Here is a 26,244-nt window from a genome sequence, read left to right on the forward strand (position 1 = left end):
GTGAACAAGATGTACAAGGGATAGAAATGCATAACGGCGTGATGAAGGCCTGGTTGGAGTCATCTCACCTGGCTGGTGCGAATGCAAGCTATATTGAGGATTTGTACGAATCCTTCCTGGAAGACCCTGAATCCGTAGCCGAAGAGTGGCGCAGCCTGTTTAGCGAGCTGCCCCAGGTCAATGGCCACGCGGTTGAACAACCTCACTCCCGAGTCCGCGATTATTTCCGTCGTCTGGCCAAGGATCCCTCCCGTTACAGTGCCCCCGTCTCCGATCCGCAAGTGGATGCGAAACAGGTGCGCGTGCTGCAACTGATCAACGCCTTCCGTTTCCGCGGTCACCAGAATGCCAATCTGGATCCCCTTGGTCTCTGGACCCGTGAAACCGTTGCCGAACTGGATCCTGCTTTCCACAACCTGCAGGGCGCAGACATGGAGGCCACCTTCAATGTCGGCTCCTATGCCATCGGTCGCGAGACCATGGTGCTCTCCGATCTCTACGCCTCGCTCAAGAAAACCTACTGCAGCAGCATAGGTGCCGATTACATGCACCTCACCTCTACCGAGGAGAAACGCTGGCTGCAGGACAGACTCGAATCCATCGAGGCCAAGGGCAACTACAGCCTCGAAGAGAAGACCCGTTTTCTCGAGAGCCTGACCGCTGCCGAAGGGCTGGAAAAATACCTGGGTGCCAAGTTCCCTGGTGCCAAGCGTTTCTCCCTGGAAGGGGGCGATGCCATGGTGCCCATGCTCAAGGAGTTGATCCGTCGCGCCGGTGAGCAAGGTTGCAAAGAGGCCGTCATCGGCATGGCCCACCGTGGCCGCCTGAACGTGCTGATCAACGTGCTTGGCAAGCGGGCACAAGAGCTGTTCGACGAGTTCGCCGGCAAGCATGGCGAGTCCTGGGGCACAGGGGATGTGAAGTACCACATGGGCTTCTCCTCCGATTTCGCCACCCCGGGCGGCAACGTTCACCTGGCGCTCGCCTTCAACCCGTCTCACCTCGAGATCGTCAACCCGGTTGTCATCGGTTCCGTCCGTGCGCGGATGGACAGACGTGGCGACAAGGATGGCTCCAGCGTCCTGCCCATCACCATTCACGGCGATTCGGCCATCGCCGGTCAGGGTGTGGTTGCCGAGACCTTCAACATGTCCCAGACCCGTGCCTATGGCGTGGGCGGGACTGTGCGCATCGTCATCAACAACCAGGTCGGTTTCACCACCTCCAACATGCGTGACGTGCGCTCCACCGAATATTGCACCGACATCGCCAAGGCGGTGCAGGCCCCCGTGCTGCACGTCAACGGTGATGATCCTGAAGCCGTTGTGCTGGTGACCCAGATTGCGCTGGATTACCGCAATACCTTCAAGCGCGACGTGGTGATCGAGCTGGTCTGCTACCGTCGTCACGGTCACAACGAGGCGGACGAGCCGAGCGCGACCCAGCCCTTGATGTACCAGAAGATCAAGCAGCACCCGACTCCGCGCAAGATCTACGCCGATCAGCTGGTAGCCGAAGGCAGCATCAGCCAGGAGCTGGCCACCACCCAGGTCAACGACTATCGCGATGCCCTGGACAAGGGGGAGCGCGTGGTCAAGGAGTGGCGTCCGATGGAGCTGCATTCCGTCGACTGGACCCCGTATCTGGGTCACGACTGGGCCATGCACTATGACAGCACTGTGGCGATGGATCACCTCAAGTCACTGGGTGAGCGCATCAGCCAGTATCCGGCTGCCCACACGCTGCAGCGTCAGGTCGAGAAGATTTACGAAGACCGCCGTCTGATGGCTGCGGGCGAGAAGCTGCTGGATTGGGGTTTTGCCGAGACCCTGGCTTACGCCACCCTGGTGGACAAGGGTGCCCGCATCCGCATCACGGGGCAGGACTCGGGCCGTGGTACTTTCTTCCACCGCCACGCCGTGCTGCACAACCAGAACGATGCCAGCACCTACACGCCGCTGTGCAACATCCACGATGAACAGGGTCCATTCGAAGTTTTCGACTCCGTCTTGTCCGAAGAGGCGGTACTGGCGTTTGAATATGGTTATGCCAGCGCCGAGCCGGCCGGTCTCACCATCTGGGAAGCCCAGTTTGGCGATTTTGCCAACGGCGCCCAGGTGGTGATCGACCAGTTCCTCTCCTCCGGTGAGCAGAAGTGGGGCCGCATGTGCGGTCTGACCATGCTGCTGCCCCACGGTTACGAAGGGCAGGGGCCTGAGCACTCCTCCGCGCGGCTGGAACGTTATCTGCAGATGTGCGCAGAGCACAACATGCAGGTATGCGTACCGTCCAACCCGGCTCAGGTATTCCACATGCTGCGTCGTCAGGTGGTGCGCCCCATGCGCCGTCCGCTGATCGTGATGTCGCCCAAATCCCTGCTGCGCCATCCGCTGGCGGTGAGCAAGCTCGAAGAGCTGGCCGAAGGCACCTTCCAGAATGCCATCGGCGAGATCGATGCTCTGGATCCGAAAGCGGTCAAGCGCGTGGTGTTCTGCTCAGGCAAGGTTTACTACGACCTGCTCGATGCCCGTCGCAAGGCCGAACAGCAGGACGTGGCGCTGGTGCGTATCGAACAGCTCTATCCCTTCCCTGAAGCGGAAGTGCGCGCCATTCTGGCCGATTACGCCCATGTCACCGATTTCGTCTGGTGTCAGGAAGAGCCGCAGAACCAGGGCGCCTGGTACTGCACCCGTCATCACTACGATGGCGTGCTGCCAAGCGGTGCCCGTCTGCGTTATGCCGGTCGCCCGGCCTCGGCCTCACCCGCCGTCGGTTATATGTCGGTCCATACCAAGCAGCAGAAAGCCCTGGTGGAAGACGCCCTTACTCTGGCCTAAGCCCTGAACAAGAAGTAACAAGGAACTGATTACATGACTATCGAGATCAAGGTACCGGACCTGCCGGAATCAGTGGCGGACGCCACCATCGCCACCTGGCACAAGAAACCGGGTGATCTGGTTGCCCGTGACGAAGTACTGGTTGACATCGAAACCGATAAAGTCGTGCTGGAAGTCCCCGCGCCGGAAGCCGGTATTCTGGGTGACATCCTGCAAGCGGAAGGGGCGACCGTGTTGTCCCGCCAGCTGATCGCCATGCTCAAGCCGGCTCCCGTGGCCGGTGAAGAGACCAAAGAGAAGCCGGTGGAAGCGGTTGCCGATGACGGCGCCGATGGCCTGAGCCCCTCGGTACGCCGCCTGGTGGCTGAACACAGCATCGACGTGACCAAGCTGACCGGCACCGGCAAGGGCGGTCGCGTCACCAAGGAAGATGTGGAAGCCTTCATCAAGGGTGGCAACAAACCTGCCGCCGCACCGGTCGCTGCTGCGCCCGTGGCAGCAGTAGCGCCACTGGTGGGTCGCACCGAGAAGCGCGTGCCCATGACTCGTCTGCGCAAGCGTATTGCCGAGCGTCTGCTGGAAGCCAAAAACACCACTGCCATGCTGACCACTTTCAACGAGATCAACATGGCGCCCATCATGAAGCTGCGCAAGCAGTACGGCGAGATCTTCGAGAAGAAGCACGGCATCAAGCTCGGCTTCATGTCCTTCTACGTCAAGGCGGTGGTGGAGTCCCTGAAACGCTACCCGGAAGTGAACGCCGGGCTGGACGGTGACGACATCGTTTACCACAACTATTTCGACGTCAGCATCGCCGTTTCTACCCCACGCGGGTTGGTGACCCCTGTGCTTCGCGATTGCGACAACATGAGCCTGGCCGACATCGAGAAGGCCATCAAAGACTTGGCTGGCAAGGGCCGTGACGGCAAGCTGACCGTGGATGAACTGACTGGCGGCAACTTCACCATCACCAACGGTGGTGTGTTCGGCTCCCTGATGTCCACCCCCATCATCAACCCGCCCCAGAGCGCCATCCTGGGGATGCACAAGATCCAGGACAGACCCATGGCGGTGGACGGCAAGGTCGAGATCCTGCCGATGATGTACCTGGCCCTCTCTTATGATCACCGCATCGTCGACGGTCGTGAGTCGGTGGGCTTCCTGGTCTCCATCAAGGAGTTGCTGGAAGACCCGACCCGTCTGCTGCTGGATGTCTAGGCAATCAGCAAAATTCTGAGCGAATTAGAAAGATAACAAGGGGCCCTTGAGGCCCCCTTCACAGGGGATTGAGAAACACGAGCCCCGGACGGAAATACCTACAACACGGATAGAGCATCTATGAATCTGCATGAATATCAGGCAAAAAAGCTGTTTGCCGAGTATGGCCTGCCGGTCTCCGAAGGTTATGCCTGTGCAACCCCGCAGGAAGCGGCCGAAGCGGCCGATAAAATTGGCGGCACCACCTGGGTCGTCAAGTGCCAGGTCCACGCGGGTGGCCGCGGTAAAGCGGGCGGCGTCAAGCTGGCCAAGAGCAAGGACGAGATCCGCGCCTTTGCCCAGAACTGGCTCGGCAAGAATCTGGTGACCTATCAGACTGACGCCAACGGTCAGCCGGTGACCAAGATCCTGGTGGAATCCTGCACCGACATCGCCAAGGAGCTCTATCTGGGCGCCGTGGTCGATCGTGGCAGCCGTCGCGTGGTCTTCATGGCCTCTACCGAAGGTGGCGTGGATATTGAAAAGATTGCCCACGAAACCCCGGAACTCATTCACAAAGCCGCCATCGATCCCCTGGTGGGCCCGCAGGCCTATCAGGCCCGCGAGCTGGCCTTCAAGCTGGGTCTGGTCGGCGATCAGATCAAGCAGTTCACCAAGATCTTCATGGGTCTGGGCCAGATGTTCCTGGATTGCGACTTCGCGCTGCTGGAAATCAATCCGCTGGTGATCACGGCTCAGGGCAACCTGCATTGCCTCGACGGCAAGATCAACATCGATGCCAACGCCCTGTATCGCCAGCCCAAGCTGCGCGAGATGCACGATCCCTCCCAGGATGACCCCCGTGAAGCGCACGCCGCCCAGTGGGAGCTGAACTATGTGGCGCTCGATGGCAACATCGGCTGCATGGTCAACGGCGCGGGTCTGGCCATGGGCACCATGGACATCGTCAATCTGCACGGCGGCTCACCGGCCAACTTCCTGGACGTCGGCGGCGGCGCCACCAAGGAGCGTGTGACCGAGGCGTTCAAGATCATCCTCTCCGACAGCAAGGTGCAGGCCGTGCTGGTCAACATTTTCGGCGGCATAGTGCGCTGCGACATGATCGCGGAAGGCATTATCGGCGCGGTCAAGGAAGTGGGGGTCAAGGTGCCCGTGGTAGTGCGTCTGGAAGGCAACAATGCCGAACTGGGTGCCCGTAAACTGGCCGACAGCGGCCTCAATATCATCGCTGCAACGAGTCTGACTGACGCAGCTCAGCAAGTGGTTAAAGCAGCGGAGGCCAAATAATGAGCGTTCTGATCAACAAAGACACCAAGGTGATCTGCCAGGGCTTCACCGGCGGTCAGGGTACCTTCCACTCCGAACAGGCGATTGCCTACGGTACCCAGATGGTCGGCGGCGTGTCGCCAGGCAAGGGTGGCACCACCCACCTGGGCCTGCCGGTGTTCAATACCGTGCGTGATGCGGTTGAAACCACAGGCGCCACCGCTTCCGTCATCTATGTGCCAGCGCCCTTCTGCAAGGACGCCATCCTGGAAGCCATCGATGCGGGCATCAAGCTCATCGTTACCATCACCGAAGGCATCCCGACCCTGGACATGCTCGAGGTCAAGGTGAAGCTGCAGGAAACGGGCGTGCGCATGATAGGCCCGAACTGCCCGGGTGTGATCACCCCGGGTGAGTGCAAGATCGGCATCATGCCGGGCCACATTCACAAGCCGGGCAAGGTAGGTATCGTCTCCCGCTCCGGCACCCTGACCTACGAAGCGGTCAAGCAGACCACGGACGAGGGCTTCGGCCAGTCCACCTGCGTCGGTATCGGTGGCGACCCCATCCCAGGCTCCAACTTCATCGACATCCTGGAGATGTTCCAGAACGATCCCAAGACCGAAGCCATAGTGATGATCGGCGAGATCGGCGGCAGCGCCGAGGAAGAAGCGGCTGCCTACATCAAGGCCCACGTCACCAAGCCGGTGGTCTCCTACATAGCGGGCGTCACAGCCCCGGCTGGCAAGCGCATGGGTCATGCGGGCGCCATCATCGCCGGCGGCAAGGGCACGGCAGCAGAGAAATTTGCCGCCCTGGAAGATGCCGGCGTAAAAACCGTGCGTTCCCTGGCCGATATCGGCAAGGCCCTGCGTGAAGTAACCGGCTGGTAAGTTAGTTAGCCTGTTATCTCTGATAAAAATGCCGCCTTTGGGCGGCATTTTTTATGGCTGATAAACGTTAGACTTCACTTCGAACCGACCTACATTATTTTCTGCTTTGTAGATTGTGGCTGAGCCTGCGAAGCCCAACGCTTACCGCAGACCGCCGCCCACCTTGAAAAGTCGGGCCATAAGGCGTATAACCACGCGCTTTACTGGTCTATTTAGCGAGCCCCTTCCATGCAGCAAGTCGAGAAAATGCAGCCAACTCCTTTTTGGCAGGAAAAGCCCCTGCAGCAGATGACGGATGCGGAGTGGGAATCCCTGTGCGATGGCTGCGGCAAGTGCTGCCTGAACAAGCTGATCGATGAGGACACCGACGAACTGGTGTTCACCAACGTCGCCTGCGATCTGCTCAATACCAAGACCTGCCAGTGCTCCGACTACGGCAACCGCTTTAAAAAAGAGCCGGACTGCCTGCAGATCACCCATGACAAGATTGCCGAGTATGACTGGCTACCCTCGACCTGTGCCTACCGGTTGCTGGCCGAGGGGCAGACCCTGCCCGAATGGCATCCGCTGATCACCGGCAGTCGCTCTGCCATGCATCAGGCGGGTCAGTCGGTGCGCGGCAAGGTGATACACGAAGCCCATGCCGGTGAGTGGATCGATCACATCATCACCTGGGCGAGTTGAACCCAGGCCAGCCAAGCCGTTATCCGGTCCACAGTGCTGTTGATATGCCGCAGGGGCAGGGGAGTCATACTCTTCTGCCCCTGCTGCTATCTGGCGGCTTGCAGCGAGCAATACACAGGCTTTGCCTCACCTTGGTCCTCCCTTGCGGGAGAGGGAACCGAGTGCACTGTGCCGGGGCTCTGGTGGCCAGTCGATGGCGCTCGTTGCGGCTTTTCGCATCACTGAAAAGAGGGAAGAGACGGGCAGGAGGGTGAGGGAAGAATCCATCCCAGTCACTTCCGGGTGGAAGGAGAAGGCTGCCATATTCCGTTCGAGTTGATGCCTGCTGGCAAGCAGAGATAAAAAAACCGGCGCCTGGGCGCCGGTTTTTAGTCACTGCGACTCTTGCTTACCAATAAGCGATTACAGAGAAGCGGTGAAGGTACGGGTGATGACGTCTTGCTGTTGCTCTTTGGTCAAAGAGTTGAAGCGAACGGCATAACCGGATACACGGATGGTCAACTGCGGATATTTCTCCGGGTTTTCCATGGCGTCCAGCAGCATTTCACGGTTCATCACGTTCACGTTCAGGTGCTGACCACCTTCCAGGTTGGACTCGTGATGGAAGTAACCGTCCATCAGGCCAGCCAGGTTGGCTTTCTGGGATTCCATGTCTTTACCCAGGGCGTTCGGCACGATGGAGAAGGTATAGGAGATACCATCTTTGGCGTAAGCGAACGGCAGCTTGGCAACGGACGTCAGGGAAGCAACGGCACCCTTCTGGTCACGACCGTGCATCGGGTTGGCACCCGGGCCAAACGGCGCGCCTGAGCGACGACCATCCGGGGTGTTACCGGTCTTCTTGCCATACACGACGTTGGAGGTGATGGTCAGTACGGACTGGGTCGCCACGGCGCCACGGTAGGTGTTCAGCTTCTGAATTTTCTTCATGAAGCGTTCAACCAGGTCACAGGCGATGTCATCGACGCGAGCGTCGTTGTTACCGAACTGCGGGTATTCGCCGTCGATTTCGAAGTCGATGGCAACGCCATCTTCGTCACGAACCGGCTTGACCTTGGCGTACTTGATGGCAGACAGGGAGTCAGCCGCAACAGACAGACCGGCGATGCCGCAAGCCATGGTGCGATAGACATCACGGTCGTGCAGCGCCATCAGGGAGGCTTCGTAGCTGTACTTGTCGTGCATGTAGTGGATGATGTTCAGAGCAGCCACGTACTGCTTGGCCAGCCAGTCCATGAAGTGATCCAGACGATCCATCACGTCGTTGTAGTCGAGGTACTCGCTTTTGACCATTTCGGTTTTGGGACCGATCTGGATTTTGAGTTTCTCGTCCATACCGCCGTTGATTGCATACAGCATGGTCTTGGCCAGGTTGGCACGGGCACCGAAGAACTGCATCTGTTTGCCGACGATCATCGGGGACACGCAGCAAGCGATGGCATAGTCATCGTTGTTGAAGTCCGGACGCATCAGATCGTCGTTCTCGTACTGAACGGAAGAGGTCTCGATAGATACCTTGGCGCAGTACTTCTTGAACCCGATTGGCAGCTGCTCGGACCACAGTATGGTCAGGTTCGGCTCAGGGGACGGGCCCATGGTGTACAGGGTGTTCAGCATACGGAAGCTGTTCTTGGTGACCAGGGTACGGCCATCGACGCCCATACCAGCCAGGGTCTCGGTTGCCCACATGGGGTCGCCGGAGAACAGTGAATCGTATTCGGGAGTACGCAGGAAGCGAACCATACGCAGCTTCATGACCATGTGGTCCATCAGCTCCTGGGCTTCTTGCTCGGTGAGCACGCCTTTTTTCAGGTCACGTTCGATGTAGACGTCCAGGAAGCTGGAGGTACGACCGAAGGACATGGCGGCGCCGTTCTGGGACTTGACTGCCGCCAGATAGGCGAAGTAGGTCCACTGTACGGCTTCTTTGGCGTTCTTGGCCGGTACTGAGATATCGCAGCCGTATTTGGCAGCCATGACCTTCATCTGTGCCAGAGCACGGTGCTGCTCGGAGATCTCTTCGCGCAGACGGATGGTGGCTTCCAGGTTGACGCCGTTTTCCAGATCAGCTTGCAGGGACTTGAACTGGGCCAGTTTGTCGGCCATCAGGAAGTCGATGCCGTACAGGGCAACGCGACGGTAGTCACCGATGATACGACCACGACCGTAGGCATCCGGCAGACCGGTGATGACGCCGGACTTGCGGCAGTTCAGGATGTCCTTGGTGTAAACGTCGAACACGCCCTGGTTGTGAGTCTTGCGGTACTCGGTGAAGATCTTCTCGACCATGGGGTCAAGTTGACGACCGTACACTTCGCAAGAGGTCTTGACCATCTTGATACCGCCGTTGGCGATGATGGCGCGCTTGAGCGGCTTGTCGGTCTGCAGACCTACAATTTGCTCCAGGCTCTGATCGATATAGCCGGCATCGTGAGCGGTAATGGTGGAGGGCAGGTCGGTATCAAAATCGACCGGCGCATGGGTGCGGTTCTCGATCTTGATGCCTTCCATGACCTTGTCCCACAGCTTGGTGGTAGCTTCGGTCGCGCCAGCCAGGAAGGACTCGTCACCTTCATACGGGGTGTAGTTCTTCTGGATGAAGTCACGGGTGTTGACAGAGGTCTGCCATTCACCGGCCGCGAAGCCTTCCCATGCTTTTTGGAACTGTTCGTTAAGTTCTGCCATTTTCATTACCTCACACGGTATTGATGTAGTATCCCGCAATCATCCTTAATGATGACGACGGAAGATAAACCAGTAAGTCAGACCAACCATGACGCCACCACCAATGATATTACCTATGGTGACAGGAATGAGGTTGTGTAGGACGAAGTTGGATACGGTCAGATCGGCAAAGGTCGCCGGATCCTGGCCGATGGCCTGCCAAAATTCCGGGCCTGCGACGCTATGGATAGCGATACCGACCGGGATCATAAACATGTTTGCGATGCTGTGCTCGAAACCGGATGCCACGAACATGGCCACCGGGAGCAGCATGACCATCACCTTGTCGGTTGCACTGCGGGCACCGAAGGCCATCCACACGGCGAGACACACCATGAGGTTGCAGAGAATACCGAGGGCGAGGGCCTCGAAGAAGGTGTGGTGGATCTTGTGCTGGGCCACTTTCAGGGCATTGAGGCCCCATTGGCCATTTGCCGCCGTGTACTCGGCCGACATGATGATGAGCGCGACTATGATGAGACCGCCGATGAGGTTGCCGAAGTAGACCAGCCCCCAGTTCTTGAGCAGTTGACCCCAGGTGATGCGGTTGGCAGCCTTGGCCACCAGCGTCAGGGTCGTGGAGGTGAACAGCTCGGCGCCGAGCAGCACACACAGAATAAGACCGAGGGAGAAACAGAGGCCGCCGACCAGTTTGCTTAGGCCCCAGGCCACATCGCCGGCACCCGTGGTGACAGTGATGAAAAAGACAAACGCGATGGCGATGAAAGCGCCTGCTGTGATGGCAAGGGGGATGACCTTGTGTGCAGGCTTGGTAGCCTTGGCATAGGTGATGTCTTCTGCCAATGCTGCGATGGCTTCTGGCTTGAGACAATCAAAGGGAGATTCTGCTTTCAATTCTCATGTACCTGCTGTTTTGCCTGTGGAAATCATAACAAAGGGCCAGATCGTCAAAATTGACTCCGATCAAGAATTGCAGATTGTGAATGTAATTTTACTACAAATATTTGAGTCCTCTGGAAGCCGTTCTTTACACCAGGTTTCAGCTGAAACAGAAATGGTGCTTTTTTAATGCAATGATTTTAAAGAATTTCTTTGTCAAGCCATAAAACAGGCACTGGTAAGGCATCTTTGCATCCGTTCCGCATCATGCCCCCTTGGCTGGCAATCCCCTTAGGGGTATTTTTTGTTTTTTATTTCATCTTTGAATAACAATCCCCTCGCCAGGACGCCATATAACAGAAGGGGCCATCAAGGCCCCTTCAACAGACTATCACATCAGGCCCAGCTATGGGCTCGTTTGGCTTTTTGCAGTTTCTCGTAAGCGGCCAGCAGCTTCTGGTGCAGCGGGAACTGGGCGAGTGACAGATCCGCCGCCTCCAGTCCGTGGAAGCGGGCTTCACCGCGAGCGTTGGCCCAGGCATGGGCCAGGGTCTCTTTCCCGTACATGCGGGTAAAGACGGCGCGGTACTGCTCAGGATCACGCTCCTCGTCGATGAACAGCTCGACACAGGCGCGCAGCGCACGGTAATAGTTGGCGCGATCAGCCGGGAACACGGACTGGTTGAACTCCATGGTCCAGTCGATGAGATCCAGCGCCGTCTCCAGCTCGCCGGCGGCCAACGCCAGCATGGCTTTGAGCTCGCCCACCCGCAGGGTATGCAGGGCTGTGCCCTTGGCGGCGGCGATGCCGAGCAGCTCGCGCACCCGGGTACGCTCGTCATGCCCTTCTTCGTCCAGTTGATCGAACAACGCCATGTACTGCTCTGCATCCCACTCCAGGGACGGCAGCGCCAGGATCACTTCCCGCAGGTTGGCGCCCATGTTGTTGTTGGCCAGCAGCAAGTCTTCGGCCGGATAGATGTCGGACATGCCCGGCACCAGGATGCGGCAGGCGTAGACGCCCAGATGCTCATAGTCGGCGATGTAGACCGGCTGCTCCAGCTCGTGGAAGATGCCGATCAGGTGGTCGAACTCCTCCTGGGAGGTGCCGCGGAAATCCCAGTCAGCAAACTCGAAATCCGTATCCTGCTTGAACAGATCCCAGCTGATGAGGCCTGAGGAGTCGATGAAGTGGGTTTCCAGATTATGGTGATCCGCCACCTGCTCATTGTCGAATGACGGCGGCACGAACACGTCCAGATCCTTCAAACCACGGCCTTGCAGCAGCTCGGTGACGGTACGCTCGAAGGCCACTTCGAAGCGCGGGTGGGCGCCGAAGGAGGCAAAGCAGGTGCCATTGCTCGGATTGAGCAGCACCACGCAGATGACCGGATAGCGGCCGCCCAGGGAGGCATCGAAGCTGTAGATGGGGAAGCCTTCGGCCTCGAGTGCGGCGATGGAGGCGGCAATCCCGGGGTAACGGGCAATCACCTCACTCGGGATCAGCGGCAGGCTCAGGGCCTCGGCGATGATCTTGTTCTTCACGTGGCGCTCGAACACCTCGGAGAGCGCCTGAGTGCGCGCCTCGGTGCGGGTGTTGCCGGCGCTCATGCCGTTGGAAACATAGAGGTTGCCGATGATGTTCATCGGGATATAGACGGTCTCGTGGTCAGACTGACGCTCGAAGGGCAGGGCGACGATGCCGCGCTCCTCGTTGTTCGACTGCAGATCCACCAGCATGTCGGCGGTCACTTCACCGTCCGGGTTGTAGAACTTGCGAGTGAAGGGGTCGAGCAGACCGGCCGGGAACTGGTCACCCTCGATGGGGAACCACTTCTCGTTCGGGTAGTGAACGAAATCACCGTTCGCCACCTGCTCGCCCAGATAGAAGTCGGCGAAGAAGTAGTTGGTGGAGAGGCGTTCGAAATATTCGCCAAGGGCCGAGGCGAGGGCCGCCTTCTTGCTGGCACCCTTGCCGTTGGTGAAACAGAGGGCGCACTCCTTGTCCCGGATGTGTACGGACCAGACGTTGGGCACAGGGTTGAGCCAGGAGGCCTCTTCAATATCAAACCCCAGGGCTTGCAGCTTGGTCTGGAAACGGTCGATGGAGTCTTCCAGTGCCGCGTCCTTGCCGGGAATAAAAGTGTGGTCGGTCATCACAATATCCTGATTTTTATTGGCTCATGTTTGGCCGCAGATAATAGCAGGGGTCAGCCCGTTTGGCAGGCAAAAAACAGGATTGGAACCCGGGAGCCCCTGTGTTGATCCCGCGCCAACCTTGCGCAAGAAGCTGGGGGATACCCGCTTGGCGGCCAAGGCAGCGGCGGGCTGGCGGATATTGCAGCGAACGGCACAGAATATTGCGCAATTCGACTTGCACCCGCCGTCACAATCCGTAATGTGGACAGACGCATTTTTCGCAACACGTATTTTGTAATCTACTTGTGAACGGCCCGCGTCGGACAAGGGGTTACGGGTTTCAATACACAGTTTCTATAACAGCTATCCAGGGTAGGACATTATGAAAAAAGTAGGTTTGGTCGGTTGGCGTGGCATGGTGGGCTCGGTATTGATGAGCCGGATGCAGGAAGAGAAGGATTTTGCCCGTATTCAACCCACCTTCTTCACCACCTCCCAGGCCGGTGAGGCCGCCCCCAACTTCGGCGTGGATGCCGGTACCTTGCAGGATGCCTTCGATATCGAGGCGCTGGCCAAGCAGGATATCATCATCACGGCGCAAGGCGGCGACTACACCAAGGATGTCTATCCCCGTCTGAAGGCCGCTGGCTGGCAAGGTTACTGGATTGACGCCGCCTCCTCCCTGCGGATGGAAAAAGACGCCGTCATCATACTGGATCCGGTCAACGGAGACGTCATCGAACAGGCGCTGGACAAGGGGCTCAAGACCTTCGTCGGTGGCAACTGCACCGTTAGCCTGATGCTGCTGGCCTTGGGTGGCCTGTTCAAGGCCGATCTGGTGGAGTGGGTCAGTGTGGCGACCTATCAGGCTGCCTCCGGTGGCGGTGCCCGTCACATGCGCGAGCTGGTCACCCAGATGGGTCTGCTGCGCGACGAAGTGGCGGTGGAGCTGGCGGATCCCGCCTCTGCCATCCTCGACATCGAGCGCAAGATCACCGAGAAGACCCGCTCAGGCACCTTGCCGGTGGACAACTTCGGCGTGCCGCTGGCAGGTGGCCTCATCCCCTGGATTGACACCAAGCTCGACAACGGCCAGAGCCGCGAAGAGTGGAAGGGCCAGGCCGAGACCAACAAGATCCTGGGGATCGAAGATGCCGCCATCCCGGTGGATGGTCTGTGCGTGCGGATCGGTGCCCTGCGCTGCCACAGCCAGGCCTTCACCATCAAACTCAAAAAAGACGTGCCGCTGGCGGAGATCGAAGCCCTGCTGGCCGCCCACAACGACTGGGTGAAAGTGATCCCCAACGATCGCGACATCACGGCCCGCGAGCTGACTCCGGCGGCCGTTACTGGCACCCTCAGCATTCCGGTCGGTCGTCTGCGCAAGCTCAACATGGGCCCGGAATACCTGGCCGCCTTCACCGTGGGTGACCAGCTGCTGTGGGGCGCCGCCGAGCCCCTGCGCCGCATGCTCAACATACTGCTAGCCCGTGGCTGACGTTGATAGACAATGGATAACGAAAGGACAGGGGGCTCAGGCCCCCTGTTTTTTTGCCTCTTTTTTATATCGACGCTGTGTACCAGCCAGGGCAGGGCTATGTCGGCTGTGTTGCCATTTGTATTGACACCGACAGTTTTGTTATTAAGTGAACGGGTAGCATCACTTCGCAACCCATTATTTTTCTCTGGCTCAATAGCCATAGTTTCACTATTTTTCATGCAGTATCCGTTCACGGCCTGAGTTGCCGAAAGCAGGGATGATTCATCTTTATTTGAAATAATGGACAGGCTGGCCGCTATTAAGCTGCGGCCCTTGTTATCTTATGGTTTGTTACAAATGAAGGCGCCCGCAGGATATCCCTCAAGACTCCGATTGATTACACTGGCGGCCTTGGCCCCTCGTGCCCGCCTGTATGCCGATATGTCACCACGAAACTATGCATCCATGTGGCTGTCAGTGAGGCGAGGGCGTGCTGATCAGGCACCATGGCCAGATATCCCTGCGGATAAGCAGATAAATTGCGGCGCAGCTGGCGACTGATATGAATATGAAATAAGTGCAACAACAGAAAACAATAATAATGTTCAGGCTTGAGAATTGGGACATAACATGAGAGTCGTGTGGAGTGTATTGTATTTCTTCAGTGTTGTTGCCCTGGCTGGCCCAGTGCTGGTCAAGGAGCAGAAAAAGGGCAGCAATCCGCTGATCGTCCCTTATCAGCAATATCGGCTGGATAATGGCCTGACGGTGATCCTGACGCCGGATCACTCCGATCCTCTGGTCTATGTAGAGATGAATTATCGGGTCGGGTTGGCCGAAGAGGCGCCGGGCCAGTCCGGTATGGCCCACCTCTTTGAACACATGATGTTTCAGGGCTCGGCCCACGTGGGGAAGCTGGGGCATACCCGTCTGTTGCAACAGGTGGGGGGGCGTGGCATCAACGGGCTGACGACGCGGGATCAGACCCGCTATTACCAGACGGTGCCGGCCAACCAGTTGGAAAAAGTGCTCTGGCTGGAGTCGGATCGGATGGGATTTCTGCTAGATAACCTCTATCAGCAGAAGTTTGATGCCAAGCGTGACGTCGCCAAAAACGAGCGCGCCGAGTTTGTCGACGGGCCAGCCTATGGTCGGGTGCCTGAGGTGCTGAATCGGACCCTCTATCCACCCAATCACCCCTACTTCAATACGCCATTCGGGCGAGTCGAGGATCTGGATCGTCTCACTCTGGAGGATGTACGCCAGTTCTTCCTGCGCTGGTATGGCCCCAACAACGCCACTCTGGTGATAGGTGGCGATATCCAGCCAGCGCAAACCCTGGCCTGGGTCGAACGGTATTTCGGTACCCTGCCTGCAGGCCCCAAACTGTCCCGTTCAGTGACCCGGCCTGTTGCTCTGAAAAAGAGCCGCTACCGCACCCTGGTTGATCTGGTTGCTGAGCCCATGCTGGTGCTGGCCTATCCCACCGTCTCTGCCCGGGAACCCGGTTTTGAAGCCCTGGACCTGCTGGCCGACCAATTGGGTGGCTCAGCCAGTGGCGTGCTGCAACAGCAGCTGCAGCAAAGTGGCAAGCTGGTGTCTGTTTTTGCCAACCATGAGTGTGGTGTGCTCGCCTGCATGCTGGTGATCAGGGCGATCCCCAATCTGGCGCAGGGGGCGGAGCTTGGGCCCATCAAGAACGAAATAGACAATGTCATCGCCCGTTTTGCTCGGGATGGGGCCTCCAAAGCCCAGATCGACCACTCGGCCAATGCCTTGCGTGCCGATCTCATCTGGTCGCTCGACAGCGTGGCCGGCAAGGCCGAGCAGTTGAGCACCGGGCATAGCCTGTTTCAGGATCCCAATTATTTTCATCGCTATCTCGAGCGAATAGCCAGGGTAACCCCCGCCGATCTGCAGCGGGTGCTGCAACGTTATGTACTGCAAAAACCCAGGGTGGTGCTGAGCGTAGTGCCCGGGGATCACCTCGAATGGCAGGCAGGCCCGGCCAATTTTGTCGAGCCGCCCCCCTTGCCACCGACCTTGTCCCACACCCGGCTGGCCCCTCGTCTTGTCGAAGAAACTCTCGACAGGCGCAAGATGCCCGCAAGTGGCGGGGCTCTGGCGGTGCCCATACCGACCCTGTGGCAAGCGAGCCTGGGGGATAGGGTCTCACTGCTCGGCCACTACAGCGACGAGGTGCCGGCCTTTGCCATGAGCATACATTGGCCCGGCGGACGCAGGGCCGAGCCGGATGGCAAGGCCGGACTGGCGGAGCTGACAGCCGGCATGCTCTTCCAGGGCAGCGAGCGTTGGCAGCTTGCCTCCATTGAGGAGCGAGTGCGTCAGTTGGGCGCCAGACTCAGTTTTGGTCATGACGGTAGCCACAGCACTGTCTGGATACAGGGCGTGACCTCCCACTTTGACGAGACGCTGGCCCTGGTGCGGGAGCTGCTGCTTCAGCCTGCCTTGCGCCCGACGGACTTCCAGCGCATCAAGCTCGAGACCCGGCAATGGCTGCAACAACAGGCAAGGGATCCGCAGTGGCAGGCCGACCAGCAGTTTTATGCGCTGATCGACGGACTGGCCAGGGTGCCGGATCCGCAGGCCCAGTGGCAGACGCTGACCCTGGATGACGTGCGAGCCTTCTATCACTCCGTGTATCGCAGCGGTGAGGCCAGGGTCGTAGTGAGCGGCGATCTGGCGCAAGAGAAGGTGATGAGTGCACTCTCTTTTCTGGTTGAGCCAGAGGGGCAGTCGCCCACCTTGCAGCAGATCTTGCAGGAGCTCGATAAATACCAGCGGCAGGGCCCCACCCGGCTGGAGGTGCGAACCCTGCGTGAAGGTGTGCTCAACCGCCAGGCGCTGGATTACGAGACACTGCCCCAGGAGGTGGATTACATGTTGCCCATCTTGCTGGATCAGTGGCCGCAAAATTATGTGGAGCAGCGCGTGCAGGCGGTCAGCCAGCTGTCGGCGTTGACCCTGAGAGACCTTGCCCGGCGCTGGCTCGATCCCGATGACATGGTGATAGTGGTCGTGGGGGATGCCAAGATACTGGCCCCTGAACTGGCGACCTTGGGCTGGCCGGTACAACGGGTGGCGCTCGGTTTCTGACATCGACTGTTGGCTCGCCACGCCATCAGCTCGTGCCGGCAGTCAAGTAGCCATAAAAGAGCCCGTCCCATCACAGCGATGGGGCGGGCTCTTTGTACGTCAGATTGTCTGTCAGCCGTAAAGGTTAGCCTTTGTCCGTCAGACGAGGGCCAGTGCCGCTGCCAGATCGGCGATCAGATCGTCGGCGTCCTCCACGCCAATGCTGAAGCGGATGAGATCGTCATTCACCCCGGCGGCGAGACGGCTCGCTTCGTCCATGGCGGCGTGGGTGGTGCTGGCCGGATGGCAGGCCAGGCTCTCGAGATCGCCGAGGCTCACCGCCTGCACGAACAGTTGCAGGTTGTCGAGCAGGGTGGCGCAGCGCGCAAACCCCCCTTCAAGCTCTATGCTCACCATGCCGCCAAAGCCGCTGGCGAAGGCGCCGAGGGCATCGTGGCCCGGGTGGCTGACGAGGCCCGGGTAGATCACCTTCTTCACCGCCGGGTGAGCGGCCAGGAAGTCGGCCACTTTCTGAGCGTTGTGCAGGTGGGCATCCATGCGCAGGGGCAGGGTCTTGACTCCGCGCTGCAACAGGTAGGCCTCCTGCGGGCCTATGGGGGAGCCGATATGCTTGAGCGCCACGGTGCGGATGGATTTCATCAGCGCGTGAGAGCCCGCCACCACACCGGCGATGATGTCGCCGTGGCCGCCCAGATATTTGGTACCGCTGTGCATGACGATGTCGATGCCAAGCTCGAGCGGGCGCAACAGATAGGGGGTGAGGAAGGTGTTGTCACACACGCTGATGGCGCCCACCTTGCGGGCCGCCTGCACCACGATGCGTGGATCCACCACTTTGAGGGTGGGGTTGGTCAGGGTTTCGAACAGTACCACTTTGGTGGCCGGGCGGATGTTGGCCAGCAGATCCTGATCGCTCTCGTAGGCGGTCACCTTGATGCCGGCGCGGCTGAAGGTCTGTTTCAGGAAGGCATCTGTGCCACCGTAGAGCGGACCTATGTAGGCCACCTCATCGCCGCTGTCGGCCAGGGCATACATGATGGCGCTCACCGCCGCCATGCCGCTTGCCACCACCAACGCCTCGTCGGCGCCCTCAAGGGCTGCCAGTTTTTGCTCCAGCTCGGCTGTGGTGGGATTGCCAAAGCGGCTGTAGATGAAGCCGGGGGCCTGACCCGCGAAACGCTCCTTGCCCGCCTGGGCATTGAAGTAGCTGAAGGTGCTGCTCTGGTAGAGGGGGGTGGTGAGGGCGCCGGTCTGGGGATCGACCCGTTGGCCGCTGTGCACGCTCATTGTCTTGAATTTCATTCTATTACTCCGTCATTGCCAGGCTGTGGCTTAACTGCTTGTGTCATCCGGGTGGCGGGACGCCACGGCGTCCCCCGTTTAATAGGTATGGCAGAGTCAGGCTGGCTGCGTTTCGCGCCGCTCGCTGCTTGTCGTCTGCCCGCTTGCCATCTGTTCGTTGGCTGACGCCGGGTCGGCGGTATAGTGGCGCGCCGCCACGTCGGGGTGGGAGCGCAACCGTCCTTTCAGCACGTTTTCCCCCACCTGATAGAAGAGGGGGTTGGCGGGGTCGCTCTCGGGGCCTTGCGCCTGCGCTGCCAGACTCGGCGACAGGGTCAGCAGCGGCACTGTGGCATCGAGCCGGGCCGCCATAAAGAAGGCGCAGGAGAGGCGCGATACTCCCGGCGGCGGGCTCACCACCCGGTGCAGGGTGGCCTTGAGATAGCCGTTGGAAGCCAGCTCCAGCAGCTCGCCGATATTGACCACCAGAGCCCCCGGCAGGGGCGGCGCCGGGATCCAGCCGTCGGCTGTCTCTACCTCAAGCCCGGAGTGATCGTCCTGCATCACCAGGGTCAGGTAGCCGGGATCCTTGTGGGCGCCCACTCCCTGGCTGCTGCTGCCCGCTTCGCGCCCCGGATAGTGGATGAGCTTCATGTGCTGATAGGGGGCACCCTGGATGCTGGCATCGAACACTCCCTGCGGCTGCGCCAGCACCTCGGCGAAGGCGTCGAGCAGGGTGAGGGTGATGTCGCTCAGCCGTTCCTGCCAGGCCAGCAGCTGCGTTTTCATCTCGGGCAGGGCGGCAGGCCACTGGTTGGGGCCTATCAGCCGCTGCCAGGGGGCATGGATCTCGTCTTTTGCCAGCGCAGGCGTCTCATTCATGATGTCGAACTGCTCCCGCCGGTCCGGCCGCTGGCGAGTGAGTTCGGCGCCCACCTGGTTGTAACCGCGAAAATGGGGGGAGTGTACCATCTGCACCGCCCGTTTTTCCTGCTCCGGCAGGGTGAAGAAGCGGGCCGCCAGCGCCAGGGTCTCTTGCTGCTGCACCTCGCTCAGGCCATGGCCTGTCAGATAGAAAAAGCCGATATCGCGGGCCGCCCGGCCAAGCTTGGCCAGCATCTGGCGACGAGTCGCGGGGGCGCCACCAAGGGCGGCGAGATCGATGATCGGCAGTGGTGAATGTTCCATGTGCACCTCCTCATTTTCTGAGTACCGGGGCATTCCCGACAACTCAGTGCAAACATGACAGCGCGGGTCGGTGGTGACACACCGGGCCGACCGGTAAAGATGGCGCCATTTGGATTGAGGGTGATGCTACTGTTCGGTGTTATAAGACGGAAACAACAAATTATTCTTAGTTATATACAAAAATCGAAATAGTATTCGATACCCATTCGGGTGGGTGTTTATTGAGCGGTCCACTGGGCTGTGTTCCGACTGTCCCATCAGCACAGCGGGCCCCCAGCTATTGCGAGAACAAGCGGCTGGCTGGCATAGCGTTCACTGGCGGGATTGAGCCTGGGCTATCGGAGACGAGAAACAATAAGGGAGGCTGATGCCTCCCTTATTGTTGTGTGCTTTGAGCAGGGATCAGACAAGGGCCTGATCGGTGAGGGTGCTCAATTGCCCACTCAGTAGCCCAGAGTAAAGCGCTGGCGCAGGTGGGCCGGTTTTTCCACCTCGTTCAGCACGCCATCGGCCAGATCGCCGACCGTGATCCCGGCAGGCTTGTCACCGCTAAAGAGCACCTGATCGCCACCGAGGTGATAGCCACCGCGCTTGTCGCCGGGCTCGAGGAACACGGGCGGGGAGACGAAACGCCAGTCGAGGGTGGTTTCACGGCGCAGGGTGGTGAGACCATCGCGGGCCGCCAGGGCGCCCTGCTTCCACTCGGCCGGGAAGTCCGGGGTATCCACCAGCTGTACGCCGGGGGCGACTTCCAGACTGCCGGCACCACCGACCACCAGCAACCAGCTGTGGGCGGTCACGGCCGCCGCGACTATGGCCTTGGCCCCTTTGAGGTACTGGTCGTAGATGTCCGGTGCGGTCCAGCCCGGGTTGTAGGCGCTGATCACCCGGTCGTGCCCCTTGAGCACCTCGGCCAGTGCCTGTGGGTTCTGGGCATCTACCGCCACGGCGGTGACCTGCGGGTGGGCAGCGACTTTGCTGACATCGCGGACGATGGCGGTGACGTGATGGCCGCGGCTGACTGCTTCATTGAGGATGGCTGTACCGACAAAACCGCTGGCACCGATCAGGGCAATTTTCATGGGTGATTCTCCTTCACTGTTGGAATGGGGCTATCCTACTCCGCCAAATGTGATTTAATAATCGACTGTAAAATTGATTCACTTGTAAGCTGGATTTAATAATGGAACAGCTCAGACGTTACGCCATCTTCGCCGCCGTGGTGGAGGCGGGCAGCATGACGGGCGCCGCCAAGGCCCTTGGCATGACCCCCTCCGCCGTCAGTCAGCATATCAGCCAATTGGAGAGCCTGCTGGGCCTCACCCTGCTGCACCGTTCCACCCGTCGCCTCAATCTGACCGAGGCGGGGGAAGTGGTGTGGCAGGGGTGCCAGTCGCTGCAACAGACGCTGAACCAGACTGAGCTGCGCCTTTCCGAGGTGCGCGACAGCCTGCTCGGCGAGGTGCGGATCACGGCGCCCGTGGGGATGGCGGGCCAGCCGCTGGCGCGGGCCTTGTCGCCCCTGTTGCAGGCCCATCCCGGCCTGTGCATCCAGATCATCGCCGACGACGAGAAGCGGGATCTCATCGCCGAGCGCATCGACGTGGCGCTGCGGGTCGGTACCCTGTCCGACTCCAGCCTGGTGGCACGCAAGCTGGGTCAGACCCGGATGCTGCTATGTGCCTCGCCCGCCTATCTGGCGCGCAAGGGCACACCGCGCAGTCCGGCAGATCTGCTGGAACACGACTGGCTGGCGGCGGACATGCTGAGCGGGGGCCTGACCTTCTTCGACGACAAGGGGCAGGGCCACAAGGTCAAACCCAAACCCAGGGTGGTGTGCAACAACGTGCTGCCGCTGCGCCAGTTCACCCTGGCGGGGCAGGGGGTCTCGCTGCAACCCGAGGGGGAAATCGCCGAGGATCTCGCCCAGGGTCGGCTGCTGGAGCTGCTGCCGGGCTTTCGGGTGCCGCCCATGGAGATCCATGCCATCACCCCGCAGCGGGAGATCCCGGAGAAGGTGCGGCGGGTGATCACGGCCCTGCGCAGCCACTTCGCCGAGCCTTCGGGGGCCGTGCCGGCGCGCCCCTGAGCCGGGTGGCGACCTGCTCGTCCCGACTTGCAAACACAGAGGGCAGCCTGTTGGCTGGCCTCTGTCGTTCGCCTTGAGCCCGGCGCTATTTCATATAGAGGCCGCCGTTGATGGCCAGGGTTTCCCCCGTGATATAGGCGCCCGCTTCGCTCGCGAGGAAGGCCACGGCGGCGGCGATCTCCTCCGGCTTGGCGAGGCGACGCATGGGAATGTCTGCCTTGATGCTGTCGAGGATATCGCTGCGGATCGCCTCCACCATGGGGGTGGCTGTGTAACCGGGGGCGATGGCGTTGACCGTGACCCCGAAGCGGGCTCCCTCCGCCGCCAGCGCCTTGGTGAAGCCCAGCATGCCCGCCTTGGCCGCCGAGTAGTTGACCTGACCGAACTGTCCCTTCTGGCCGTTGACCGAGGAGATGTTGATGATGCGGGCATCGCGCTGTTCGCACATGGCATCGAACAGCGGCTGGGTCACGTTGTAGAGGCTGCACAGATTGGTGTGGATCACCTCGAACCACTGCTCCGGCGCCATGCGCTTGAAGGCGCCATCCCGGGTGATGCCGGCGTTGTTGACCAGCACGTCCACCCGGCCTTCGTCTTGCAACAGGCGACCCAGGGTCTCGCGGCACATGGCGGTGTCGGCCACGTCCAGCGGCAGCAGCCGTACCTGATCCGGCCGATAGCCCTGCTCCCCGTACCAGTCGTGGGCCGCCGCACTGTTGCCGCTGGAGTGGGTGGCGATGATGCGATACCCCTGAGCCAGCAAGGCAGTGGTGATAGCGGATCCGATGCCGCCACGGGCTCCGGTGATCAAGGCAATTTTTTTCATCTTGGCTCTCCCTGAAAAAGATTCGAACGAGGACTTTATGGGCTTTCAAATCTAATTGATATATTTGTTTTCAAACAATTTGACAGGGAAACGCGTCACTTTTGTGACAGTCTGACAACCTGGCTTGACGGTCTTGTTGAAGGCATAGATGAGAGTGCGGTGTTGAGCCACAAACAGGGCGTTCGCTGTTCACCGGTGGCCGCAGACCACTTGCCGCCGGGGCAGCGGCCATGTTTAATGTGGCCACTCGGGCGAGTGTGCCCCTCTGCTGGCAGCGATCCCAACCATCCAATGACACCGACCTTCCCCCTCGCATCCCCTGGCCCTGTGCCACAGGCTAGCGCCCATTTCACCCGCATCGAGCGGGTGCTCGACTACATCCACGGGCATCTGGATCAGCCGTTGTCGCTGGAGCAGCTGGCCGAGCAGAGCTGCTGGTCGCGCTGGCAGTTGCAGCGGGTCTTCTTGCACGAGACAGGGCTGACGGTGGCCCACTATGTGCGCGAGCTCAAGCTGAGCCTGGCGGCGGAGGCGTTGCTCACGAGCCGCCAGCGGGTGCTGGATCTGGCGCTGAACTACGGATTTGGCTCCGAGGTGAGCTTCAGCCGTGCCTTCAAGCAGCAGTTCGGCTGCTCGCCGCTGGCCTATCGCAAACGGGGTCTGCGGCTGGGTTTACGCACCCCGCTGGTGCGAGCACCTATGCCGCTTGCCAATACACCCCGACTGGTGCAGGTAAGGGTCGAGAGTCAGCCGGGTTTCATGCTGCAGGGGGTCAAGGGACTGATCCGCGGGCTCTTTGCCAGCTCGCCCGATTTTCAGCAGACGGTGCCCGCCATCTGGCGTGCCTTGCGCAGTGCCGGCGGTCTGGACAGGGCCCGCGATCTGATCGGCGTGGTAGATGTGTCAGGGGCGGGGGAGCAGCTGGCCTACTGGGCGGGCGTGGCGGCAGAGGAGGGGAGAGAGCCGCCGAGCGGGCTGGCTCGTCTGGCCATCCCGCCCCAGGAGTACGCCGTGCTTACCCACGTCGGCCCCATCAGCCAGCTGGGGCAGACCCTCAACTGGTTTATCCTGCACTGGCTGCCCGCCTCGGGTTATCGGGGGCTGGATGGTTTCGAGCTGGAGCGTTACGCCTTAGGCTTCGATGGTTTGCAACCCGATGCCCACATGGAGTACTGGTTGCCCATAGCCCCCCGCCAGGGCTGAACAGTGTGAGCTGTTTAGCGGCAGGGCGCCCATCGTCCGGCCTGTATCAAGCACAGTGGCACCCCGCCATTGGCAGCCATCTCATTAAAGCCTGCCTTTAGAAAAGATAGCCATTTGAATTCAAGGTCTTTCTCCACCGACATGACTGGTCGTCGGATGGGGCTTTTCTTGCCCCTCTTTTGCCCTTCTTCCTGCCGACATGCCCCAAATTGTTAATTCGAGAGCAAATTTGCACAATAAAATGCAAATGAGATTTGTTACCATTAACTTGTGCCAAGCAGTCGAGGATCAGATGCAACTTGTTCACCCCCCATTGACCCTGGTCGCCGCGACCATCTCCGCCCTGTTGGCCGGCCCAGTGCCGGCCGCCCCCATGTCCAATGCGCAAGGCGCGGTGGCCGATGAAACCCTGACGGTACTGGGCCAGACCTATCGCAACACGGCGACCAAGACCCGGCTCGACCCCATGGAGACGCCCCAGGCTATCTCAGTGGTGGACGGCGAGACCCTGGAGCAACGTGGTGTGAGCTCGGTGAGCGAGGCACTGCGCTACGTGCCCGGCGTCAATACCGAGCTGCGCGGCGGGGCGGTCAACCGGCTGGACCTGTTCAATATCCGTGGCTTTGACAACTACCAGAACTTCTACGACGGCCTCTTGCTGCAATACAACGACTGGAACCTGCAACCCCAGATAGATCCGGTGGCCATCGAGCAGCTGGAGGTGTTCAAGGGACCGACCTCGGTGCTCTACGGCAGCATGCCGCCGGGGGGCATGGTCAACCTCATTGCCAAGCGGCCGCAACGTGAGGCCAGACACAGCCTCAGCGTGGCGACGGGCACCGGCACCCTCCAGGAGCTGACCCTCGACAGCACGGGCGCCATCAACGAGCTGCTTGCCTATCGACTGGTGGGACTGGCCCGCCAGAAGGAGGGGCAGGCGGTGACCTCACAGGAGGAGCGCTATGTGTTCGCGCCATCGCTGGACTGGCAGTTGAGTGATCGCACCCTGCTGAACCTGAATCTCTACTACCAGAAAGACCCGCAAGCGGGCATCTACACCACAGTGCCGGCCAGCGGCTCGGTCAAGTCCAATCCCCTGGGCCAGCTTGGCAGTGACAGCTTCCTCGGCGACGAGAACTGGAACCACTACAGCCGGGAGGTGACCCTGCTTGGCTACAAGCTGAGCCACGACTTCAACGACAACTGGCAACTGCTGCAAAACGCCCGCTACATGGACGCCTCGGCCAACCAGCAGAACACCTACAATGCGGCGCTGGCGGCGGACCACCGCACTCTGGCCCGCAATGCCTATCTGACCGATGAAGCCTCCAGAGGCTTTGTCATCGACAACCAGCTGGCGGGCAAGGTGATGACCGGCAGCGCCCGGCACAACCTGTTGCTCGGGGTCGATTACCAGTATCTGGATGCCCGCATTCTCTACCGGGACACCCTCGACTATTCCGCCCCCGCCATCGACATCTTCAACCCGAACCACAGCCAGATAGTGCCGGAGGCGCTCACATTCAACTATCAGGACAGCAAGACCATTCGCCAGTCCCAGACCGGCGTCTATCTGCAGGATCAGGTGCGACTCGACCGGCTGGTGGCCATAGGCGGCGCCCGCTATGACAGCTACCGGATGGACACCGACAGCCAGACTCTCTATCAGGGGGCGGCGAGCCAGTCCCTTGCCAAGATAGATCAGGACAACCTCTCCTTCCGCCTCGGTGCTCTCTATGAACTGGATGGCGGCTTTTCCCCCTATGTGAGCTATGCCGAGAGCTTCGAGCCGGTAGCGGGGGCGGACAAGAGCGGCAAGGCTTTTGACCCTGCCACAGGCCATCAGTGGGAGGGGGGGCTCAAGTATCTTTCCGAGGACATGAGCAAGACCTTTACCGCCTCGGTCTTCCACATCACCAAGCAAAATGCGCTGGTGACGGATCCGGACAACGTCTACGGGCCCAAGCTGCAGACCGGAGAGATGGTCTCCAAGGGCGTCGAGCTGGAGGGGCGAGTCGATCTCACCAGCCAGCTGGATCTAGCGCTGAGTTATACCCGCCAGGACATGGAGATCACCCGTGATACCACCAGCCTGCAGGGCAAGACCCCGGTCTGGGTGCCCAAGCAGATGGCATCCCTCTGGAGCAACTACCAGCTGGATAACGGTTTACTGCTGGGGGCGGGTCTGCGTTACGTGGGAGAGGCCCAGCTTGATGCCGCCAACACGGACAGGGTACCGGATTACCTCCTGGTGGACATGGCGGCGTCCTACGATCTGGCCCAACTCAGCCAGCGTCTGAAGGGGGTGGAGGCCTCGGTGAGTGCCAGCAACCTCTTTAACAAGACCTACTACTCCTGCTATGACCAGAACAACTGCTGGTTCGGGGCAGAGCGCAATATGGAGGCGCGACTCAAATACGTATTCTGACCCTGCGCCCCGGGCCAGTCCCGGGGCCCGC

General features: G+C 60.1%; 17 protein-coding genes. 10 read left to right on the top strand and 7 right to left on the bottom strand.

The genetic code is table 11. The annotated features are described in order from the left end of the window. Positions 1-26: 26 nt before the first annotated feature. The 5 genes from sucA to AC1P02_RS15165 all read left to right on the top strand — a co-directional run bounded on the left by sucA (position 27) and on the right by AC1P02_RS15165 (position 6,898). Entirely contained in the window at positions 27-2,837 is a 2,811-nt protein-coding gene (gene sucA, locus AC1P02_RS15145) for a 2-oxoglutarate dehydrogenase E1 component (protein WP_201302943.1), read from the top strand. Positions 2,838-2,870: 33 nt separating this feature from the next. Beyond that, positions 2,871-4,055, top strand: coding sequence for a 2-oxoglutarate dehydrogenase complex dihydrolipoyllysine-residue succinyltransferase (gene odhB, locus AC1P02_RS15150; protein ID WP_096119637.1), 1,185 nt, complete (start codon positions 2,871-2,873; stop codon positions 4,053-4,055). Between the two features lie 120 nt (positions 4,056-4,175). Beyond that, positions 4,176-5,342 carry an ADP-forming succinate--CoA ligase subunit beta gene (gene sucC / locus AC1P02_RS15155; protein WP_005310904.1) on the top strand — a complete coding sequence of 389 codons (1,167 nt, stop codon included), beginning with the start codon at positions 4,176-4,178 and terminating at the stop codon, positions 5,340-5,342. After that, positions 5,342-6,214 (top strand): succinate--CoA ligase subunit alpha, encoded by an 873-nt coding sequence (gene sucD, locus AC1P02_RS15160; protein ID WP_005310908.1) that lies wholly within the window; start codon positions 5,342-5,344, stop codon positions 6,212-6,214. Before sucC ends, sucD begins: the two co-directional genes overlap by 1 nt. A gap of 246 nt (positions 6,215-6,460) precedes the next feature. Next, positions 6,461-6,898: a YcgN family cysteine cluster protein gene (locus AC1P02_RS15165; RefSeq protein ID WP_043556903.1), complete on the top strand. Its 438-nt coding sequence runs from the start codon at positions 6,461-6,463 to the stop codon at positions 6,896-6,898. Between the two features lie 402 nt (positions 6,899-7,300). On the opposite strand, the gene pflB is transcribed toward AC1P02_RS15165, so the two are convergent. The 3 genes from pflB to ycaO form a co-directional block, all read right to left on the bottom strand. After that, the gene (pflB, locus tag AC1P02_RS15170) at positions 7,301-9,583 is read right to left on the bottom strand and encodes a formate C-acetyltransferase (RefSeq protein WP_005310911.1); all 2,283 of its coding nucleotides are present in this window, start codon (positions 9,581-9,583) and stop codon (positions 7,301-7,303) included. A gap of 45 nt (positions 9,584-9,628) precedes the next feature. Continuing rightward, on the bottom strand, positions 9,629-10,477 hold the full coding sequence (gene focA / locus AC1P02_RS15175) for a formate transporter FocA (protein WP_005310913.1): 849 nt from the start codon (positions 10,475-10,477) through the stop codon (positions 9,629-9,631). A gap of 381 nt (positions 10,478-10,858) precedes the next feature. Beyond that, positions 10,859-12,619 (bottom strand): 30S ribosomal protein S12 methylthiotransferase accessory factor YcaO, encoded by a 1,761-nt coding sequence (ycaO, locus tag AC1P02_RS15180; protein WP_485182585.1) that lies wholly within the window; start codon positions 12,617-12,619, stop codon positions 10,859-10,861. Between the two features lie 364 nt (positions 12,620-12,983). Here ycaO and asd point away from each other — a divergent pair, with 364 nt between their 5' ends. Further along, positions 12,984-14,099: an aspartate-semialdehyde dehydrogenase gene (gene asd / locus AC1P02_RS15185; RefSeq protein WP_005310917.1), complete on the top strand. Its 1,116-nt coding sequence runs from the start codon at positions 12,984-12,986 to the stop codon at positions 14,097-14,099. A gap of 612 nt (positions 14,100-14,711) precedes the next feature. Next, positions 14,712-17,198, top strand: coding sequence for a M16 family metallopeptidase (locus AC1P02_RS15190; RefSeq protein ID WP_485182586.1), 2,487 nt, complete (start codon positions 14,712-14,714; stop codon positions 17,196-17,198). 138 nt (positions 17,199-17,336) lie between these two features. Here the strand turns inward: AC1P02_RS15190 and AC1P02_RS15195 are convergent, their stop codons facing one another. The 3 genes from AC1P02_RS15195 to AC1P02_RS15205 all read right to left on the bottom strand — a co-directional run bounded on the left by AC1P02_RS15195 (position 17,337) and on the right by AC1P02_RS15205 (position 20,749). Then, the gene (locus AC1P02_RS15195; RefSeq protein ID WP_485182587.1) at positions 17,337-18,500 is read right to left on the bottom strand and encodes a trans-sulfuration enzyme family protein; all 1,164 of its coding nucleotides are present in this window, start codon (positions 18,498-18,500) and stop codon (positions 17,337-17,339) included. A 96-nt stretch (positions 18,501-18,596) separates the two neighbouring features. After that, positions 18,597-19,667, bottom strand: coding sequence for an isopenicillin N synthase family dioxygenase (locus AC1P02_RS15200; protein WP_485182588.1), 1,071 nt, complete (start codon positions 19,665-19,667; stop codon positions 18,597-18,599). A 443-nt stretch (positions 19,668-20,110) separates the two neighbouring features. Then, positions 20,111-20,749, bottom strand: a complete 639-nt coding sequence (locus AC1P02_RS15205; RefSeq protein ID WP_290044284.1) for an NAD(P)-dependent oxidoreductase — start codon at positions 20,747-20,749, stop codon at positions 20,111-20,113. A 101-nt stretch (positions 20,750-20,850) separates the two neighbouring features. On the opposite strand from AC1P02_RS15205, the gene AC1P02_RS15210 reads away from it, so the two are divergent. Next, positions 20,851-21,756 (top strand): LysR family transcriptional regulator, encoded by a 906-nt coding sequence (locus AC1P02_RS15210; protein WP_021138227.1) that lies wholly within the window; start codon positions 20,851-20,853, stop codon positions 21,754-21,756. Between the two features lie 85 nt (positions 21,757-21,841). Here AC1P02_RS15210 and AC1P02_RS15215 read toward each other — a convergent pair whose 3' ends face one another. Further along, positions 21,842-22,582: an SDR family oxidoreductase gene (locus AC1P02_RS15215; RefSeq protein WP_042869918.1), complete on the bottom strand. Its 741-nt coding sequence runs from the start codon at positions 22,580-22,582 to the stop codon at positions 21,842-21,844. 291 nt (positions 22,583-22,873) lie between these two features. Here AC1P02_RS15215 and AC1P02_RS15220 point away from each other — a divergent pair, with 291 nt between their 5' ends. Together AC1P02_RS15220 and AC1P02_RS15225 are read left to right on the top strand one after the other, a co-directional pair. Further along, positions 22,874-23,785, top strand: a complete 912-nt coding sequence (locus AC1P02_RS15220) for a helix-turn-helix domain-containing protein (RefSeq protein WP_404295066.1) — start codon at positions 22,874-22,876, stop codon at positions 23,783-23,785. Between the two features lie 292 nt (positions 23,786-24,077). Beyond that, positions 24,078-26,213, top strand: coding sequence for a TonB-dependent siderophore receptor (locus AC1P02_RS15225; protein WP_485182589.1), 2,136 nt, complete (start codon positions 24,078-24,080; stop codon positions 26,211-26,213). The last annotated feature ends 31 nt before the right edge of the window (positions 26,214-26,244 follow it).

It is taken from the genome of Aeromonas sp. TS_SC_11 (assembly GCF_057318915.1).